15 protein-coding genes and 1 tRNA gene are annotated in these 18568 nt (G+C 51.1%); 9 read left to right on the plus strand and 7 right to left on the minus strand.

Annotation, left to right across the window (positions count from 1 at the left end; all coding sequences use genetic code 11):
* Positions 1 to 20: 20 nt before the first annotated feature.
* The 4 genes from FYJ62_RS06415 to yycF are packed head-to-tail and all read right to left on the minus strand — an operon-like array spanning position 21 to position 5016.
* The gene (locus FYJ62_RS06415; RefSeq protein ID WP_154548894.1) at positions 21 to 821 is read right to left on the minus strand and encodes a two-component system regulatory protein YycI; all 801 of its coding nucleotides are present in this window, start codon (positions 819 to 821) and stop codon (positions 21 to 23) included.
* Positions 822 to 2393: a two-component system activity regulator YycH gene (yycH, locus tag FYJ62_RS06420; protein ID WP_154548895.1), complete on the minus strand. Its 1572-nt coding sequence runs from the start codon at positions 2391 to 2393 to the stop codon at positions 822 to 824.
* The gene (gene walK, locus FYJ62_RS06425) at positions 2383 to 4242 is read right to left on the minus strand and encodes a cell wall metabolism sensor histidine kinase WalK (protein ID WP_154548896.1); all 1860 of its coding nucleotides are present in this window, start codon (positions 4240 to 4242) and stop codon (positions 2383 to 2385) included. The genes yycH and walK overlap by 11 nt, the downstream gene beginning before the upstream one ends.
* A gap of 45 nt (positions 4243 to 4287) precedes the next feature.
* Complete coding sequence (yycF, locus tag FYJ62_RS06430) at positions 4288 to 5016, minus strand: response regulator YycF (RefSeq protein ID WP_154548897.1); 729 nt, start codon at positions 5014 to 5016, stop codon at positions 4288 to 4290.
* 129 nt (positions 5017 to 5145) lie between these two features.
* Here yycF and FYJ62_RS06435 point away from each other — a divergent pair.
* From FYJ62_RS06435 to FYJ62_RS06455, 5 genes are all read left to right on the plus strand, one after another.
* A tRNA-Lys gene (locus FYJ62_RS06435) sits at positions 5146 to 5218 on the plus strand.
* A gap of 93 nt (positions 5219 to 5311) precedes the next feature.
* Complete coding sequence (locus FYJ62_RS06440) at positions 5312 to 6103, plus strand: lysophospholipid acyltransferase family protein (protein ID WP_195837407.1); 792 nt, start codon at positions 5312 to 5314, stop codon at positions 6101 to 6103.
* Between the two features lie 27 nt (positions 6104 to 6130).
* On the plus strand, positions 6131 to 6955 hold the full coding sequence (locus FYJ62_RS06445; protein ID WP_154548898.1) for a glycosyltransferase: 825 nt from the start codon (positions 6131 to 6133) through the stop codon (positions 6953 to 6955).
* 156 nt (positions 6956 to 7111) lie between these two features.
* Complete coding sequence (locus FYJ62_RS06450; protein WP_326832005.1) at positions 7112 to 8059, plus strand: glycosyltransferase family 8 protein; 948 nt, start codon at positions 7112 to 7114, stop codon at positions 8057 to 8059.
* 43 nt (positions 8060 to 8102) lie between these two features.
* Complete coding sequence (locus FYJ62_RS06455; RefSeq protein WP_154548899.1) at positions 8103 to 8996, plus strand: 1-acyl-sn-glycerol-3-phosphate acyltransferase; 894 nt, start codon at positions 8103 to 8105, stop codon at positions 8994 to 8996.
* A 62-nt stretch (positions 8997 to 9058) separates the two neighbouring features.
* On the opposite strand, the gene FYJ62_RS06460 is transcribed toward FYJ62_RS06455, so the two are convergent.
* The 3 genes from FYJ62_RS06460 to FYJ62_RS06470 all read right to left on the minus strand — a co-directional run bounded on the left by FYJ62_RS06460 (position 9059) and on the right by FYJ62_RS06470 (position 13159).
* Positions 9059 to 10537, minus strand: a complete 1479-nt coding sequence (locus FYJ62_RS06460) for a glycoside hydrolase family 1 protein (RefSeq protein ID WP_154548900.1) — start codon at positions 10535 to 10537, stop codon at positions 9059 to 9061.
* A gap of 235 nt (positions 10538 to 10772) precedes the next feature.
* Positions 10773 to 11090 (minus strand): ATPase, encoded by a 318-nt coding sequence (locus FYJ62_RS06465; protein WP_326832006.1) that lies wholly within the window; start codon positions 11088 to 11090, stop codon positions 10773 to 10775.
* 188 nt (positions 11091 to 11278) lie between these two features.
* Positions 11279 to 13159, minus strand: a complete 1881-nt coding sequence (locus FYJ62_RS06470; protein ID WP_195837408.1) for a flavocytochrome c — start codon at positions 13157 to 13159, stop codon at positions 11279 to 11281.
* 170 nt (positions 13160 to 13329) lie between these two features.
* On the opposite strand from FYJ62_RS06470, the gene FYJ62_RS06475 reads away from it, so the two are divergent.
* From FYJ62_RS06475 to FYJ62_RS06490, 4 genes are all read left to right on the plus strand, one after another.
* Complete coding sequence (locus FYJ62_RS06475; protein WP_154548902.1) at positions 13330 to 14256, plus strand: LysR family transcriptional regulator; 927 nt, start codon at positions 13330 to 13332, stop codon at positions 14254 to 14256.
* 111 nt (positions 14257 to 14367) lie between these two features.
* On the plus strand, positions 14368 to 15426 hold the full coding sequence (locus tag FYJ62_RS06480; RefSeq protein WP_154548903.1) for an Rpn family recombination-promoting nuclease/putative transposase: 1059 nt from the start codon (positions 14368 to 14370) through the stop codon (positions 15424 to 15426).
* A gap of 592 nt (positions 15427 to 16018) precedes the next feature.
* Complete coding sequence (locus tag FYJ62_RS06485; RefSeq protein ID WP_154548904.1) at positions 16019 to 16939, plus strand: LysR family transcriptional regulator; 921 nt, start codon at positions 16019 to 16021, stop codon at positions 16937 to 16939.
* 141 nt (positions 16940 to 17080) lie between these two features.
* Positions 17081 to 18361 carry an ISL3 family transposase gene (locus FYJ62_RS06490; protein ID WP_089143098.1) on the plus strand — a complete coding sequence of 427 codons (1281 nt, stop codon included), beginning with the start codon at positions 17081 to 17083 and terminating at the stop codon, positions 18359 to 18361.
* The last annotated feature ends 207 nt before the right edge of the window (positions 18362 to 18568 follow it).

Below are 18568 nucleotides of genomic sequence, written 5' to 3' on the forward strand. Positions count from 1 at the left end.
CGTGCTTTCTGCCTTTTTGCCTAATCGTCAACCGCGGTCGTCTGCAAAAGCTGCCCGTTGAAGGCGTTGACCCGCTTGACGGTCGTGCTCTTGCTTGACTTGTTTTCGATCCAGACCATCCAGGTTGGAACAAAAATCACGCTCCCGCGGACCTCGGTCAGTCTGGTATAGCCCAGCTTGACCTGCATGACCTTGGAGTTGTCAGACAATTCCCGGTTGGTATACAGGTTGCTGACGGCCCGCCAAGGGCTGATCGTGGACTGGAGCTCCCGGACGCTGGTCAGGTCGCTCAGGTAGGTCTCATAGTAGCCCGTGATCTTCTTGTCCTTGACCGTAATGACCAATTGGCCCAGGTTGGAGTAAAGATTGCCATATTGGCTGTGCTGCACGTAAACGTAGCTGGAATTGCTGGACAGATAGCTGGCATAGGTGAATTCCTTGCCGTGAGGCACGTAGTTCTTGTCATTCTTGAACTGCTCAAGGCTCATCCATTCCAAAGAGATCGGCTTTTTCAGGGTTCCGTACAGGGTCTTGTCATTTTGGGCGTAATCAACCTGTACGTCGCTGCTGATCTTGCCAGCAGCTTTCTTCAAGTCGGTCTTTCCTCTTGAAGCCAGGTAGTAGCCGGAATCAGCATTACGGGAGAGCTTTGGCACCGTAATGTTGTCTGAGCGCATCTCCTCGCGCAGATTATTGCTGCTGGTGACGGAACTGGTGGAAGAGCTCAAGGAGATTGGCGGCCGCCACAGCTCGATAATCAGGTAAATGTCAACCAGGCAGAACAGGATCAAAAACAGCCATTCAATTTTCCGATGGTCCATCTATTTTCCCCCTTCCGCAGAACTGCTGGAGCTGGCAGATGAGCTGCTGGAGCTGGATGCTGCTGCCCCAGTGTCAGGCTTTTGCTCGTATTCGCTGCTGGTGCTTGCTGATGACGACGATGATGCTGGAGCAGACTCCGTCTTAGCCGCTTCTGAAGACGAAGAGCTGGCAGATGAGCTATCAGCCGCTGATTCAGCCGAAGAGTCGTCGCTGCTTGCGTAGCTGTAGCTGTTTGACGGCGTTTCATTATCCTGCGGCGCGTCACCGTTTACGCGGGCATCGCGCCAGCCGCTTAGCGTGTTCCACTCGCCGGCAACCTTGATATAGTAGGTTGGCACCAAGGTTACCAGATCATCGCGCTTCTTGTCCTGGACGACTTTATAGCCGATGACGATCTTGCGGATCTCGCTTTCCTTGATCCCGATCTGGTCCAGCTCCTTGAGCAGGTCCGCCGTCTTTGGCAGAGTCGTCTTCCGTCCATCATACGGGATCGGGATCTGCAGGTTCATGCTGTTGAAGCCAACGCTGACCAAATCTTTTTCACAGGTCACGCTGGCCTGAACCTGGTTGCCGTTGACGAAGACCGGGTAGCCTTCAATGTAGTTGACGTACTTGACCAGCTGGCCGTCAGCCTCAAAGAAGCGCAGATCCTGCTCTGACAAGCCTAGCCGCTTGACATAGGAGGCACTTTCCAGCAATTGCCGGCTAAAGCTCATCTTCCCCATCTTCCGGTAGACCCGGTAGACGTACTGGTGGTCATTCTGCTTGCCGCTCGGCGGCACCTGCAGACGCAGGGAGTAGCCTGAGCTGTAGGTCGTGACACCCTGCTTGGAGACGCTCTTGCGGTAGTCGCTGCCCAAAAGCTTGGCCGCGAAATAGGTCCGGGAAGAATAATTGATCAAATAGCTGTATTCCTTGATCTTCAGCGGTTTGGCGTAAAACGGCACGTAAAGATTGGTCAGATGCAGGAAGCTGACTTTTTCCCTTTCCTTAGCCGCGGTCACGTACTTGACTAACTGGGCAAAATTCCCCTTCTTGATCTTGGTCCGGTAAATCTTGTTACCCTGGTCGTTGGCAAAGTAGAGATAACGGTAGCTGGACTTCACGGGGACAAAGACCCGGTTGAAGTTCCGGCTGGCATTCTTCTTGGTTGAACCGACCAAAACGGCAAAATTGACCTGATCTGGGTAGGCAAAGTTCAGGTAGTGCTGGTTGTTCAGCAGCTTGCGGTAAGCAGCCGCGTCTGTGCTGACTTTTTCAATCGTTCCCAGTTCGGCATCCTCCACGTTCTGGACAAACTTCAAGGAAAGGTTGCGCTTGGGGTCATGGGCCTGGTAGCGCTCGCCTTTAACATAGACGTAGACCTGACTTGGCGCGTAAAAGCCCCGCATGCTGCGGTAACGGGTCTTGACCGCCGGCGAATCCTGCGCGGCGGTTTCGTCGCTGATCTTGCTGAAGCGCTCATCACTGGTCATGACCATGACCCAAAGGATGACGGACGCGGCAATGACAACCGTCGTGACCAGGTGCAGGAGAAAGTCGCCAAATTTAAACTTGAATTTAAACTTCATCCCATTCATCCTCCTCATCCATTGGCTCATAAGGCAGGGAAATGTAGAAGGTTGAACCATGCCCTTCGCGGCTGTCAGCCCAAATCCGCCCGCCGTGGGCCGTGACGATCTCTTTGGCAATGGCCAGGCCAAGGCCAGTCCCGCCTTGAGCCCGGGACCGGGCCTTGTCCGCTCTGTAGAAGCGGTCGAAGATCTTGCCCAGGTCCTTGCGCGGAATCCCCAACCCCTGGTCGCTGATGCTCAACAGGACCCAGTTCTGGTTCTGCTTTAATCTGACCGTAATCGTCCCGCCATCTGGCGAGTACTTGATGGCGTTGTTCATGATGTTGTCGATCACCCGCATCATCTGGTCAGTATCGATTTCAATCCACAAGGCCTGGTTGCCGAGCTCGCGCTTGATCTCGTACTTCTTTTCGTTGGTCTTTGGATCCTTCTTGTCGTGTTCCACGATCATGTCAAAGCGGTTGAGCAGGTGGGAGACAAAGTCGGTAAAGTTGACCCATTCCAGGTCCGGCTTGGTAGTCCCCCGGTCCATTCTGGACAGGACCAGAAGGTCGTTGACCATCCGGATCATTCTTTCCGTTTCCTCCTGCGTGACCTGCAGGAACTTCGGGGCAATCTCCGGATCCTTCCAGGCCCCTTCGCTCAAGGCCTCGATATAGGCCCGGACACTGGTCAGCGGCGTCCGCAGCTCGTGAGAGACATTGGAGACGAACTGCCGCTGCTCATCTTCGTTCTTGATCTGCTCAGTCACGTCATGCAGGACGCAGACGGCTCCGGAAACGAAGCCCGTCACCCGCTTGATCAGAGTAAAGCTGGCATGCAGGATCATTTCATCTGGCGTCCCCTTGTTGACCGTGACCTGCATGTCGCTTTGGCTGGAGATCAGGTCCTGGCTGGTGTAGTCATCGCCCAGGCCCAGGACCTGGGAAATCGGCTTGTTGATGGCCTCATCGGCTGACAGGTTCAAAAAGTCCTGGGCCATCTGGTTGATGATCGAGACGTTCCCATGTCGGTCGGTCGCGATCACCCCATCAGTCATGTGGGACAGAACCGAATCCAGGCGCCGTCTTTCTGATTCAGACTGCTCCTGGGACCTCTCGATTCTGGCCGACAGGGTGTTGAAGGCGCTGCCCAGCTGGCCAAGTTCGTCGTTTGAATAGATCTTGACCTGGGTTGAGTAGTCCCCGTTGGCTACCTGCATGGCCTGCTGGCGCAATTCCGCGATTGGCTGGGTAATTGCCCGGGAAATAAAGAGCGAGGCCACGGCCGCCACCAGGACGGCCAAAAGCGTGGCCGTCAGGAACATCAAAGAGATGTTGCGCAGATTGGCAAAGACGGTGGCCATGCTGGCCTGGACATATACGGCCCCAACAATATTGGTTCCACTGGTCAGCGGAACGATCTGGACCATATAGTTGCCCTTTTTGCTGTTGATCACCATGGTTTTGGGCTGGCCGACATTGATGACTTCCCGCACGTCACTGTTGCTGGACAGCTGGCCCACCCGGTCCTTGTCGTTTAAATTGGACACGGCCCGGATGACGTTCTTGTTGTCGATGACCTGGATCTCGCTGATGGCATCATTGTTGTAGTCAGTGATGATCTGATTCATCTTGCGGTCGGCCGTCTTGCCGTTTTTGACCAATTGGTTGGTCAGCTGGTCGGTCACGATCGTCTGCAGCTGAATCGTCGTCTGGAAGTTCTCAATGCTGGTCTGTTCCATCTGCCGCGTGAAATAGGCCCCGATGATTTCGATCGTGGCCAGGAGCAGCAGCATGAAGATCAACGTGATCTTCATCTGGATTGAACTAAAAATGCGTTTGAGTCTGATCCTAATTTTCTTCATAATTCCTATACATAAAGAAAGCCACCGGTTCCAGTGGCTTCAAGATTATTCTTCTGTCTGCGACTTGACGAAGTAGCCCACGCCCCGGCGGGTAACCAGGATCTTTGGTCTGACTGGGTTGTCTTCGATCTTTTCGCGCAGGCGGTGGACCGTCACGTCGACCGTCCGCACGTCCCCAAAGTAGTCATAGCCCCAGACCGTTTGCAGGAGGTGCTCCCGGGTCATGACTTGGTCCATGTGCTGGGCCAGATAGTAGAGCAGCTCGAATTCCCGGTGGGTCAGTTCAATCTTCTCCCCGTTCTTTTCAACGATGTAGGCATCCGGTTTGATGACCAGGTTGCCGATGGTGATATCGTTGTTCTGCTTCTCTTGCTCTTGCTTTTGGCTGACTTCAACCGCCTTCTTGACAATGTCGCGCCGGCGCAGGTTGGCCTTGACGCGGGCTACCAGTTCCCGGTTGGAGAAAGGCTTGGTAACGTAGTCATCCGCCCCCATTTCCAGGCCAAGGACCTTGTCGATTTCCCCGCCCTTGGCGGTAACCATGATAATCGGCATGTCGTGGGTCTGCCGGACCTCGCGGGCCACTTCCAGCCCGTCTTTCTTGGGGAGCATTAAGTCTAAAATCATTAAGTCAGGATTATATTCGTCGACCTTCTTGACGGCTTCTTCACCGTCATAGGCAGTTTCAACGTCAAAACCCTCTTTGTTCAAGTTAAACTTGATAATATCTGAAATTGGTTTTTCGTCATCAACGACGAGGATCTTTTTAGGCATCGCGTACCTCCTTCACCTTGATTATTATACTTGATTTACGGCCATTTTAAAAAATATTACAATTTCTGTAAAAATTAACGTTGATTTTATCTGGATTTATGGCATAATAGTGTTTGTTGACAAACACATGGGTCGTTAGCTCAGCTGGCAGAGCACCGGACTCTTAATCCGGGTGTCCAGGGTTCGATCCCCTGACGACCCATCGCCTAAAGCACTGCGCAAGCAGTGCTTTTTTATTTTTCCGGCTGCCTTATCAGGCTAAAATAACGGCTAAGCAGCCGATGGGAGGAAGAAATTGGCCAAGAAGCAGATCTACTACATGAGCATCACTGACGACGTCATCGACTCCGCCAACCAGGACTTGGAGCTGGCAGACGATTACCGGGTCTTCCGGCCGGGATGGGCCTTTAAGGTTTGGAACGCGGTCGCGCGGACTTTGGCCGCCGGCTTTGCCTGGATCTACTGCCGGGGGATTTTGGGCATCCGGGTCTACGGCAAGGAAAAGCTGGCCCCTTTTAAAAAGCAAAACCAAGGCTACTTTATTTTTGGCAACCACACCCAGATGCTGGGCGACCCCTTCAATCCTCTGACTATCGTCAACCCTTACCGCTTCTACACCCTGGCGGCCCAGTCCAACTGGGGCATCCCCATCCTGGGCAAGTTCGTCATTCCAGTCGCCGGCCTGCCCGTCGGCAAGACGGTCAAGCAGTCCATCCGCCTCTTAAAAGACGTCAAGACTGCCTTTCAAAACAAGCACGCGGCCATCATCATCTACCCCGAAGCCCATCTTTGGCCCTACTATACCAAGATCCGCCCCTTCCCGGCCACCAGCTTGAACTTCCCGGTTTCCTTGAAGGCCCCCAGCTTTACCATGACCACGACCTACCAAAAGCCTGCCATTGGCCGCCGGCCCAAGATCCACGTCTACATCGACGGTCCATTTTTCCCGGACCAGTCCTTGGGCAAGAAAGCCGCGCAGGAGCAGCTGCATGCTGAAATCTATCAGGCCATGTGCCAGCGGGCCAAGCTGAGCGACTATGCTTATTGGAATTATGTTAAAATCAATAGTGAACACGAGCACAAGTAACATTGCCTACGAAGAGGAGGGATTAGCATGAATATTATGTTTTGCGGTGACCACAATGCTGAGCGCGGAGTCTTGATCGCGGTCCTGTCCCTGCTGAAAGCGGAGCAGGGCAAGGAGCTCCACGTCTATATCCTGACCATGCGGGCCAAGTCAAAGACCAAGCACTACCGGCCTTTTTCCAAGCACGCGGCAGCCTTGATCCGGTCCCTTTTGACCGCGGCCAATCCAAATAGCAGCCTGGACTTGATCGACTGCACGCTCAACTTCATCCAGGAGCCGCCGACAGCCAACATGGGGACCCGCTTTACCCCTTATGCCATGCTGCGGCTATACGCGGACCAACTGGAGGCAATTCCTGACCGCGTCCTCTATCTGGACGATGACGTCATCATCCGCCGGCCGCTCGACGACTTTTACCAGCAAGACCTGACTGGTACCGAACTGGTAGGGGTTCTGGACTACTTTGGCCGCTTCTTCTTCCACAACCAGAAGAAGGCCTTTGACTACATCAACTCTGGCGTTCTGCTCCTGAACATGCCGGAAATCAAGCGGACCCGCCTCTTTGCCCGCGTCCGCCGGCTGATGGAATTCAAGAAGATGTTCCTGCCAGACCAAACCGCCATCAACAAGCTGGCCAAGGAGAAGCGCTTTGCCCCGCGGCGCTACAATGAGCAGTACCGCCTGCAGGAGGACACGGTGATCCAGCACTTCACGACCACCTTCCGCTTCTTCCCCTACTTCCGCACCCAAACCGTCAAGCCTTGGGACGTGGACCGGGTCCACAGCGTCTTGGGCCTGCACGAGTATGACGACATCTTGAACCAGTTCCTGGAACTGGAGCCGCAGCTGTAAGCAAGCCAGTTTAAGCTTCCTCGACAGAGGAGGCTTTTTGTTTTTTCCAAAAAATCAGATAGATAGTATAATGTACTTATCTGTGAAACGAGTTTAGTGAGTTATTAAAAACAAAAAGTTAATGCAATTAAATATTGCTAGATTAGGAGCCACAACGTGACTATTCCAGTATTTTACTCAATCAGCGACGACTTCACGCCTTACGCGGCAGTATCCTTGAATTCCTTGGTCAAATTCAGCGACCCGGCCAAGGACTACACGGTCGTCTTCCTGCACCAGGGCCTCTCTGCCGACCACCGCGCCGCTCTAGCCGCCTACAGCCGCAGCAATGTCCATATCGAGTTCCATGAAATGAGCGAAGACCAGCTGGCCCCGATCCAGAACCGGAAGGAAAACTTCCTGCGGGCCGAATTCTTCACCCTGTCCATCTTCTACCGCCTGTTCATTCCAGACCTCTTCCCGCAATACGACAAGCTGGTCTACATTGACAGCGACACGGTCTTGAACGCCGACATTGCCGGCTTGTATGAGCAGGACTTAAACGGCAAGCTGATTGGCGCCTGCCGCGACGGGTCCATCCAATACGTCAAGCCGCTGCAGGTCTACATCAAGGACGTGCTGGGCCTGCCAAACGACAGCTACATCAACTCCGGCATGCTGGTAATGGACGCCAAGCAATTGCGGGAAAAGAAGTTCCTAGACAAGTTCTTCTACCTCTTGGGCAAGTACCACTTCAACTCCATTGCCCCAGACCAGGACTACATCAACGAGATCTGCTCCGGCCAGATCCAGTACCTGGATCCAAGATGGGATGCCATGCCCAACGAGGTTGACCCAGAAATGCCTGATCCATGCATGATTCACTACAACCTCTTCTACAAGCCATGGCACTTTGAGCACACCAAGTACGAACGCTACTTCTGGGGCAGCGCCAAGGAAACCGTCTTCTACAATGAGCTGAAGCAGGAATTGGCTGCCTTCAGCGACGCGGACCGGCAAAAGGAAATGGGCAAGATGGACTTTATGGTTGCCCGGGTCAAGGACATGCTGGCTGACCCCAACAATTGGTTACACGTGAAACAATCCGAAACAGTTACCCTGTAGATTAACCGGCAAAACTAGAAAGACAGAAAGGAACAGGCAAGATATGATCATTGGCGACAACCGCCTGGCCGTCATTCAAAACATCAAGAAGAACGCCAACGAGCGCGACTTTACGGCCAAAGCCGAAATCGGCGACCCGGAAATGACTGCCCAAGAGCAGCTGCAGCTGGTTCAGGACTTCTGGCAAGACCGCGGCAAGCTTTCTTCCAAGCTCAACGGCCTGCTTGGCCGGGGCATCATCAACGCGATCACCAAGACCGTTTTAGCCTCAACCAAAGTTGAAGGCATCGACAAGCTCAAGGGCATGCCCAAGGGCGGGGCCATCATCACGGCCAACCACTTCAACCAGATCGACGCGCTGGCAGTCAACCGCGTGGCCAACCAAGCCCACAAAAAGATGGAGATCGTGATCGAAGACACCAACCTGAAGCTGCCGGGATTTTTTGGCTACATTATGAACAACATGGGGTCCATTCCCCTGGTGCAGAGTCCCAACTACCTGGGCCGGGATTTTGTCCACCATCTCAGCCACGCTTTCAACCGCAACCACTGGGTCCTGATCTTCCCTGAGCAGGAAATGTGGTGGAACTACCGCAAGCCGCGCAAGACCCAGCGCGGGGCCTACTATTTCGCGGCCAAGTGCAACGTGCCGGTGATCGCGACCTTTATCGAGATCCAGGAGCTGCCAAAGCTGGAAAAAAAGGATCCAAACTTCTATCAGACCCGCTACGTGGTCCACGTGCTTGGCGTCATCTACCCTGACCCAACCAAGAGCGTTAACGTCAACGCCACGGAAATGATGGAAAAGGACTACGCCCTCAAAGTGGCCTGCTACGAAAAGGTCTACAAAAAGAAGCTCGACTACGACTTTACCGACTGGGACATTGCCGGCTGGCGCGGTGAAGCTGCAGGCAAACCGGCAGAACAAACAGAATAAAACCAAGCTTTAAAAACGCGAAATCCCGTCTCAGATCAGTCTGAGACGGGATTTTTTCACTATTAGGCCAGGTCTTCGCCGTTAGAAGCAATCACTTTCTTGTACCAGTCGAAGGAGTCCTTCTTCATCCGCTTCAAAGTCCCCTTGCCTTCATCGTCGCGGTCAACGTAGATGAAGCCGTAGCGCTTGGACATTTGGCCCGTGCCCGCGGAAACTTCGTCGATGCAGCCCCAGGTCGTGTAGGCCCGGACGTCAACGCCGTTCGCGATCGCCTTGTCCATGGCTTCGATGTGCTGACGGAGGTAGTCGATCCGGTATTCATCGTGGATCTTGCCGTCTTCGATCTTGTCCTTGGCACCCAAGCCGTTTTCAACGACCATCATTGGCAGTTCGTAGCGGTCGTACATCATTTCCAGGAAGTACTGCAGGCCAGTTGGGTCAGTTGCCCAGCCCCATTCGGAGTACTTCAGGTAAGGGTTGCGGACGCCGGCCGCGAAGTTGCCGCCAACCTTGTCATCCGCGTCGTGGGTCGTGACCACGTTGGACATGTAGCAAGAGAAGGTGTACATGTCCACCTTGCCCGCCAGCAAGTCCTGCTTGTCCTGGTCAGTGATGTCCAGGTGGACGTCATGTTCAGCCCACAGGCGCTTAGCGTAGGTTGGGTACTTACCCTTGCACTGCACGTCTGAGCAGTAGAAGATGTCCTGTTCCCAAGTGTGCCGGTTCAAAAGGATGTCCTTCGGGTCTGGAGTATATGGGTAGTCGACGATGCCGCAGATCATGTTCCCGATTTGGAAGTCAGGGTTGATTTCATGACCGATCTTGACCGCGCGGGCGCTGGCCACGAATTGGTAGTGCAGCTTTTGGTAAGCGTGGCGGAACTGCTCGTCAGTGCCATTGCCGCCAAAAGCGTTCAGCATTAAGAGGCTGGAGTTGATTTCATTGAAAGTCAACCAGTACTTGACCAGGTCCTTGTATTCCTTGAACAAGGCCGTCGCGTAGCGGACGTAAAGGTCGATCATCTTGCGGTCTGACCAGTCATGGTATTTCACTGAAAGATGCAACGGGTCATCGTAGTGGGAGATGGTGACCATTGGCTCAATGCCGTACTTGTGCAGCTCTTCAAAAACGCTGCGGTAGAAGTCCAGGCCAGCGCGGCTTGGCTCTTCTTCTTCGCCGGTTGGGAAGATTCTGGACCAGGAGATGGACATTCTGAAGACCTTGAAGCCCATTTCAGCAAATAACTTGATGTCTTCCTTGTAGTGGTGGTAGAAGTCGATCGCGATTTGGTTAGGGTAGTAGCGGTCTGGCAGAACGGCTGGAGTTGACCCTTCCGGGAAGTCGGTCGCGCCTGGCATTGAAACGAATTCGCCTGGCTTGCCGTCCTTGTCGATGTAGGTCACCATTCTTGGGTGATCCAAGCCGCCTTCGGTCGTTACGTCGCTGATTGAGAGGCCTCGGTCAGCCTCGTCATAGCCGCCTTCGATCTGGTTGGCCGCGGTTGCCCCGCCCCACAAAAAGTCTTTGCTAAAATGTGCCATAGATTTTCTCCTTTATCTGAATAACGTTTCTTCGATTTGCTTTTCTTCTTTCTCGCGTTTTCTATTATAGCGCTTTCAGCCAGACGGCTTTGTTGAAAAATGCTTTATTTTGTCAAAAAGTCAGATTTTTTGCCTTGGCCAAAGAACAAAAAAGCCATGGACCCTATCCAATGGTCCATGACTTTCGCCGCAAAAATTCTATCAACAAATCCTTGCTTACATTACAAACTAAAACTTACTTGGCATACTTTTCAGCTACCTTGGATCCCAGCCAAACGGCGGCAAATGATGCGATGTAGGAGACCACAAAGCATGGGAGCCAAGCCTTCTTGCAGCCATCCAGGTAGACGCTCACGCGGGTTGCCTTTGGAATGGCTTCATTGTAGAAGATGCTTGCCGCCGTACAAATGAAGGTGTTGGATGAATTCAAGACGACAGATGGAATGATGCCTTGAACCAGCTTGAAAGCCAGACTGCCCTCTTTCAGGTGGAACAAGCCCGCGAACCAGTCACCCCACGCGTTGTAAGGGATGAACAGACTGAAGACGAACACGATCAAACTGATTTCCGCGGTCAGTTCAAACAGGTTGACCCAGTTGAATGGCAGATGGTTCTGAAGCAGGCCATGACCACGCCCATGAACATGGACAAAACCGTGGTCAAAATGGTGCCGAAGTGACTCTCGTAAAACATGACTTTTCCCCTAGCTAATTTTCACTATATTTCCTTTTTTATCAAAAATTAGTGGTGGGAGGCACCGCTGGCCGCGTCAACGGCTGGGTGTTCAGCGTTGGCCGTGTCAGCCGCGATCCGGCCGAAGGTGAAGATGTCAGCCAGTGAGTTGCCGCCCAAACGGTTGCCGGCATGCAAGCCGCCGGCGTTTTCACCAGCACTGTACAAACCAGAGATCACGTGCCCTTCCTTGTCCAAGACATGTGCCTTGGTGTCAATCACCAGACCGCCCATCGTGTGGTGGATGGCTGGCTTGCGTGGAGTAGCGTAGAACGGTGCCTTTTCGCACTTGAAGTGGAAGGCGCTCTTGTGGAATTCAGGGTCGTTGCCGGCATCAACATATGAGTTGTACTTCTTGATGGTGTCGGTCAAGACTTCTGGGTCCATGCCAACTTGCTTTGCCAAGCCGGCAAGCGTGTCGTCGCGAAACAGTGTCCCGGCTTCAACTTGGGCATCGATTGATTCTTGCGTGGTGTTGTAGGCAGTAGCCTTGATGTTGTCGTCAGCGATCAGGTAGAACAAACCGCCGTTGGCAATTGCAGCCTTGGCCAAAGTGTCACGTTCAGCGAATTCGTTGACGAAACGCTTGCCCTTTTGGTTGACCATGATGAAGTTTTCAGGTGGCGTCTGCAGGCCAGTGAACAATTCACCAGTTACTGGGTCTGAAACAGGCATCAATTGGATGAAGCCCATGCCAGTCACGTCAGCGCCAGCTTCTTCACCCAAGGCAATCCCGTCGCCAGTGATGGCTGGAGAATTGGTCGTCGCGATGTCGTCGTCGATGTGTTCCCAGTAAGTGTTGTACTTCTGCACCATCTTGGTGTTGGCGCCAAAGCCGCCGGCCGTAAGGATGACGCTCTTAGCGTGAACGGTCACCTTGGAGCCGTCAGTCTTCTCAGCGATTACGCCAGTAACCTTGCCGTCTTCAATGATCAGGTGCTTTGCCCGGGTTTCAGTCAAAATGGTTGCCCCATGTGCCTTAACCCAGTCGCCAAGGACGTGAATGTAGGCAAAACCCATTGGCTCGACTGGCTTGTGGCCTCTGCGCCACAGAGCCCCAACCGGCATGGTCACGTCCGTGCGGTCGAACTTGACGCCCAAGTCAGTCAACCACTTGACTGAGTCCAGAACGTTGTTGACCAAAGTCGTTACCAATTCGTACTTGCCGTGAATTTCGTTGCCGTTCAAGTCAACCCGCTTGCCGCCCAGGTAAGTTTGGATTTCGTGCAGCAAAACTGAGTCAAAGAGGTAGTCTTCACCTGATTCCAGGTAAGCCTTGATTTGGTCGCGCAGTTTTTCGAAGTCGGCAACGTATTCTGGGTCGATTTCGCTGGTTGGGGTTTCAGCCAGTTCCTTCAGGGTTTCCTTTTCCCCTGGCAGAGCCTTGAAGCCCTTTTGCCAGTCAGGTTCAGCCGCGTTCATTGGACCGCCGGCACGGGCAGTGTTGCCGCCCAGTTGTGGGAACTTTTCAAGGATAACAACTTTCTTATCGTGTTGGATTGACCGGGTAGCGGCTGCCAGACCAGCACCACCGGCACCGATGACAACCACGTCAGTGTCGTATTCTTCGTCCTTAGCGGCTGCTGAAGCAGGTTTAGCGCGCTGCTTCCATTCTTCTGCATCCCCGCCGGCTTCGGTGATCGCTTCCGCAACCCCGTCGATAACCCCCTTTGAAGAGATTGAGGCGCCGGAAACAGCATCAACGTTCAAAGTTTGGCCGTCAACGATGGCCTTTGGCAGACGCTTGAAGACTTCGTCCGCGATCCCGCTGGTTTCACCAGCTGAGTCAACCGTGATGTCAGCTACCTTGTCGTCTTTGATAGTAACTTCCATTGGCATGAATGATGAGCCGTGGCCCTTGGCCTTAACCTTGTAAATACCTGATTTCATTGACATGTTGATGTCTCCTTTTTTGCTTATGTGCTCTTAATGTTATCGCTTTCTTTTTACATGCTAATTGTACTAGACCGGCTATTTTTTGCAAAAGACTTTTACTATTATCAAGCGATAACATTTATGTTATCGTTAAGAGCACAGCGAAAAAATAAGGAGAAAAAATCATGAACGATCCTGACACCATGCTCAACTACCTGGAAACCCTGCTCAAGGCCAGCAACTTCACCAAAGCCGCGGAGTCCCTGTACATTTCCCAGCCCTACCTGACCCAGCTGATCAAGCGGGTGGAAAAGAAGCTGGGCACGACGATCATCAACCGGGACAAGGTGCCCTTCACGCTGACTGAATCCGGACAGATCTACTACCAGTATTTAGAAAACATTTCCGCCCAGCGTCACCACTTAAGAAATGAGCTGGAGCGTTTTACCAGCGGCGGGCAGGAAGTCATCCGCATCGCGATCTTGGAAAGCTTAGGCACCTTCCTTTTGCCGAAGATCCTGCCAGCTTTTCTGGAAAAGCATCCCCAGGTCAAAATCCAGATCTCTGAAGGCTTCCCGCATGCCAGCGAGGAGCGCCTGCTTAACGAGCAAGTCGACTGCTACATGGGACAGACGCCGGAAACCTTGGCCCAAGGGCTCGATGCCCGAATCAACGGCGGCGAGGTCTACTACATCGTCATCCCGCAAAATTCCAAGTACTACATTAAGGATCAGTTTATTTTGGAGCCAGGCAGCTATGACTTGAAGGAATTGCTGATGCAACCGTTCGTACTGAGCAATGGGGAGTCGGCCATCCGCCACCAGGTCAACGGGCTCTTCCAGCACTTCCGCGTCGTGCCTGAGGTGCGGATGTCGTCCAACAGCATCATCACGGCAACCAACCTGGCCGTCAACGGGGTTGGCTTCACGGTTTCTTCAGCCAGCATCCTGAAGCGGCTCCAGCACCTGCCGATCAACCTGTATCCTCTAGACCCCCGCCAATTGCGAATTACCTACTTCATCGCGACCAAGCACGGAGTCAAGATCACCCCAGCCCTGCAGGACTTGATCACCGCCTTCCAAAAAGCTGAGCTACAGGAGGAAATTCGGTAAGCTTTTAACCGACAATCGCAAAAATTTTAGCAATTTTCCAAAAAAATTTTCGGCATTTTTTTCGTATTAGTAAGTGAAGGGACTTTTTTCTCTTCTAGAAACGGAGAAACCATGCCGAAACGAAATCTACATGCTAGGCGCGGCCAAAGAGCCAAGTCTGGTTATTCAACTTACCAAAGAGGCCGCACTCATGGCAGCAACGATATGGCCCAAAAGACTTTGCTAGGCAAAAATGAAATTTTTGCCGACGTGCTGAACGGGTTCATTTTTAAGGGAAAGCAGGTCATCAAGGCGGAAATGCTGCAGGACACGAATACGACCAGCATCTACAAGGCTGATGGCAAGATCCACAGCCAGGATCGCGATGTTGCCAAACTGTTGACGATTGGGTCCAAAAAAGTCGTAATCCTGCTCGTTGGCATTGAAAACCAGACCCGGCCGGACAAGAACATGGCCGCGCGGGTAATGAGCTACGATGCCGCGGCTTACCGCTACCAACTTACCAAAAGCAAAGAACTCTATCCCGTGCTCACAGTGGTGGTATACTACGGGAAAGAAGCCTGGAACTACAGCCGAAGCTTGCGGGAAAACATCAATATGCAAGTTTTGCCTAAAGAAATGCGGCCACTGATCAGTGACTACGAAATCAAGGCTTTTTTCAGAATCAGCGACCTGTCTAAGCAGGAAATCAACAACCGGTTCAAGAGCGCTTTTTTCTACGTCGCGGAATATTTCGTGCAAACCAATGCTGGTGAAGAATATCATCCAAGCGCTAAAGATGTAACGGTTGAGGATCTGCAGCTGGTCTTGGACATGATGAATGCCATGTCCGGCAGTCAAGTTTTTGAAGAAGCAGCTAACACGCTAAACGAACGCAAAGAAGATGAGGTGACCAACATGACCAAAGTACTTAACCCTTACACCCAAGTCAGAGTCGACCGGGCAATCAAAGAGACGACCGAAAGAGTCGCCAGAGAGACGACTGAAAGAGTCACTAGGGAAGTGACCAAGGAAGTTTCAAAAGAAACCACTGAAAAGGTGACTACGCACAATCTTATCAGCCTGATTAAATCTGCGAGCCTGACTCCCGACAAGGCGATGGATCTACTGGGCATCCCCGAAGCCGAACGGCCACTTTACCGGAAGCTGTTGCAAAAAAATAGTCATTAATAAAAGAGGCGGGGAAAAACTCAATGTCATTAAGCTAAGACATTGACTTTGGGCAAGGCCTTAGGACGCTCATCTAATTTAGATGAGCGTTTTTGGTATTTGGGCAATCGATGTACGAAAAAACGTGGCAGTTGAGGACTTTTGGGCTTCAGCAGCTCTCCGCTGTGATTCGAGATACAAAAACCATCCAGATTGGTATTTCTTCAATCCAGATGGTTGAGCAGCATCATTAAAGGTTGAGCGCGAGCCAGGCTGGATTGAGGTGGAATCCAGCGGGCACGGCAAATCACGGCTAGCTGAATTCCTAAACGAAATAAGCATAGCCGGCAAAATATTCACGCGCAGTGTTCTGGGACAGGTTCATGTTGTCTTCCTCCCATGTGCTAAATGATATTTAAAAAAAGATTAAAGAGCGTTTGTTACTGAATGTCAAGCTGAGATTGCAAGTTATTTACTGCGCAAAGGCCCGTCTGCAAAGGCTTTCTCCGCTCGTGACAAAAGCATCAAACTTGCGAAGCAGATTAAACTATTCTATTATTTCCATCATTAGAGATTAACATTTGAACGATACGGACCCACATGGAGGACCACCATGAATATTAGACACCTGCGCTTTTTTGTAGAACTGGCCAAGACTGAGCACATGGCCAAGGCGGCTGAGACCCTGGGCATCTCCCAGCCTTCCCTTTCCTACGCCATCAGCAGCATTGAAAACGAGCTGGGCGTGCCTTTATTTGAAAAAGAAGGCCGGAATATCCGCCTGACCAATTACGGAAAGATCTATCTTAAGTACGTCAAATCCAGCTTAGACGAGCTGGACCGGGGCGGAGAGTTTATTTCTGAGCTCTTGGACGTCAACCGCGGCCACATCCGGATTGGCTTTACCTTCACCATGGGCCAGGACCTGATTCCCGAACTGATCTCCCAATTCCGCAAGGAAGACTCCTCAGCCGGCATTACTTTTGACTACAGCCAAGACACCACCGAAGAATTGGTCAAGCGGCTGCTTAACGACGATCTGGACCTGGTAATTTCATCAATGCCAACCACCCCAGGCGAGATAGAAAAAATCTCCGCGGCCCACCTGGTTGACCAGGAAATGTTCGCGGCCGTGCCAAACTCCCATCCCCTGGCGCAAAAATCTGCCGTCTCCCTGGCTGACCTGGCCAAGTACCCGATGATCTACTACTCAAAGCAAAGCGGCCTGCGCCAGCGCCTGGACGACATGTTCCAGTCCGCGGGCGTGACGCCGCAGATCGCCATGGAAGCCGTTGAAGACCATACCATTATTGGCTTCGTCCATTGGGGCTTCGGCGTCGCGGTTATTCCCCACCTGCCGCAGCTTGATCCAAGGGTGGTCACCGTCTTGCCAATCAAAGACGAGGTCAACACCCACCCAATCTATGTCCTCAAGAAGGTTGACCACTTCCTGACGCCAGCCGTCACCAAGTTTGAGCAATTCATTTCATCTTACTGCCACAAGCATTACATCAGTGAAGACAAGATGGTCTGACAAAAAAGGTTCTATGATAAATCCTGTTGATAGATTTCTATGATATTCTATCAATAGGATTTTTTGTATTAAAAAAGAGGCATAAGCCTCACTACATAAAATCCTTTGATACCACTCTTTAGAAATTAAGGTGTTTTGCTTATGTCCTCATACAATGATTGTATTAAATTTTCTCTGAATATTAAAGACCCACTGTTAGAATTCTTGGATATTTCAATTGGAAAGTATCGTAATCGCGATGCAAAGTTTTACCATGCAGTAGCTCATCTAGATCAATGTCTTAATTGTGGCTCAACTAATATCGTCCACAATGGTCATTTATATTCTAATGTGCGCTATCCTGCTTTAGATGCTAGCTTGCCTGTCTTTATCAGAGTAGCCAAGCAGCGAGTTATTTGTCGCGATTGTCATATGAATTCAATGGCTGAAACGGAATTAGTAGAAAAATACTGCTGTATCTCTAACGCCACTAAACGTAAAATTATTGGTTCTCTAACTGAAGATTGGTCCATGAAAAGCATTGCCAGACAAACTTCGACCTCAACCAACACTGTACAGCGCGTATTGGAGCGATACGGTTACTCTACCGTTGAAGATACCGATTGGCTGCCAGAATACTTAGCCTTTGATGAATTCAGAGGCGTTGGCAGACAGCTGCACTTTATCGCTATTGATGGTCATACTCATAAAATAGTTAAAGTGCTGCCTACCAGACTTAAGAAAGATATCATCAACTACTTCAAACGTTTTCCTCTTACGGTAAGAAACAAGGTCAAAACTGTAACTATGGATCTTAATTACTACTATGACATCATGGCTAAGGAGCTTTTTCCTAATGCTCAAGTAATTCTTGACCGTTTCCATATCGTTCAAATGCTCAATCGTTCTTTTAATTCTTGCCGTATTCAAGAAATGAAGAAGCACAAGAAAGGCGCCAAAGAATATAACCTGCTTAAATATTATTGGAAACTGTATCTCAAACCATTTGAGGATCTTGAAAAAGTAAAGCCGTACCATCAACCAAGGCTAAAGGATACTCTGACTCAGGAACAAGTTGTAGCTGATGGACTCAGACTAAGTCCCGAGCTTGAGAACACCTACAATCTTATGCAAGATATCAGTAAAGCTTTAAGAGACAGAGATACCGATAAGCTCAAGGATTTAATCAAAAGCAAAGATCACGTTGGCAACATGATGCATACCACGTTGAATACTTTCAAACGAAATCTTCATGATATTCTCAACGCTGCTAAGTTTGATGAATCTAACGGCTGTCTTGAAGGTACAAACCGCAAGATTAAACAAATTGAGCGTACTGCTTATGGCTACGCTAATTTTACTCATTTGATAACTAGAATTCAGTTAGAAGAAAAAGGTGCCATTATCAAAGAAAAAGCATCAAGCTGGTACATAGCAGCTTGATGCTTAATCCAATTATTAAATTATAGTTGACTTCTATCAACACGATTTGACAGAGAGCCACAAAAAATACCCAACGCGAATGAAGTGCCCTACAATTGTTAGACATAGACATCTAACGATTGTGGGGTATCTTTATGACCAAATATTCATCCGAATTAAAAGTACAAGTTGCTTCCGATTATCTTAATGGCAGAGGATCATACAAGG

The sequence above is a fragment of the Lactobacillus porci genome, from assembly GCF_009695985.1.
GTDB classification, from domain to species: domain Bacteria; phylum Bacillota; class Bacilli; order Lactobacillales; family Lactobacillaceae; genus Lactobacillus; species Lactobacillus absianus.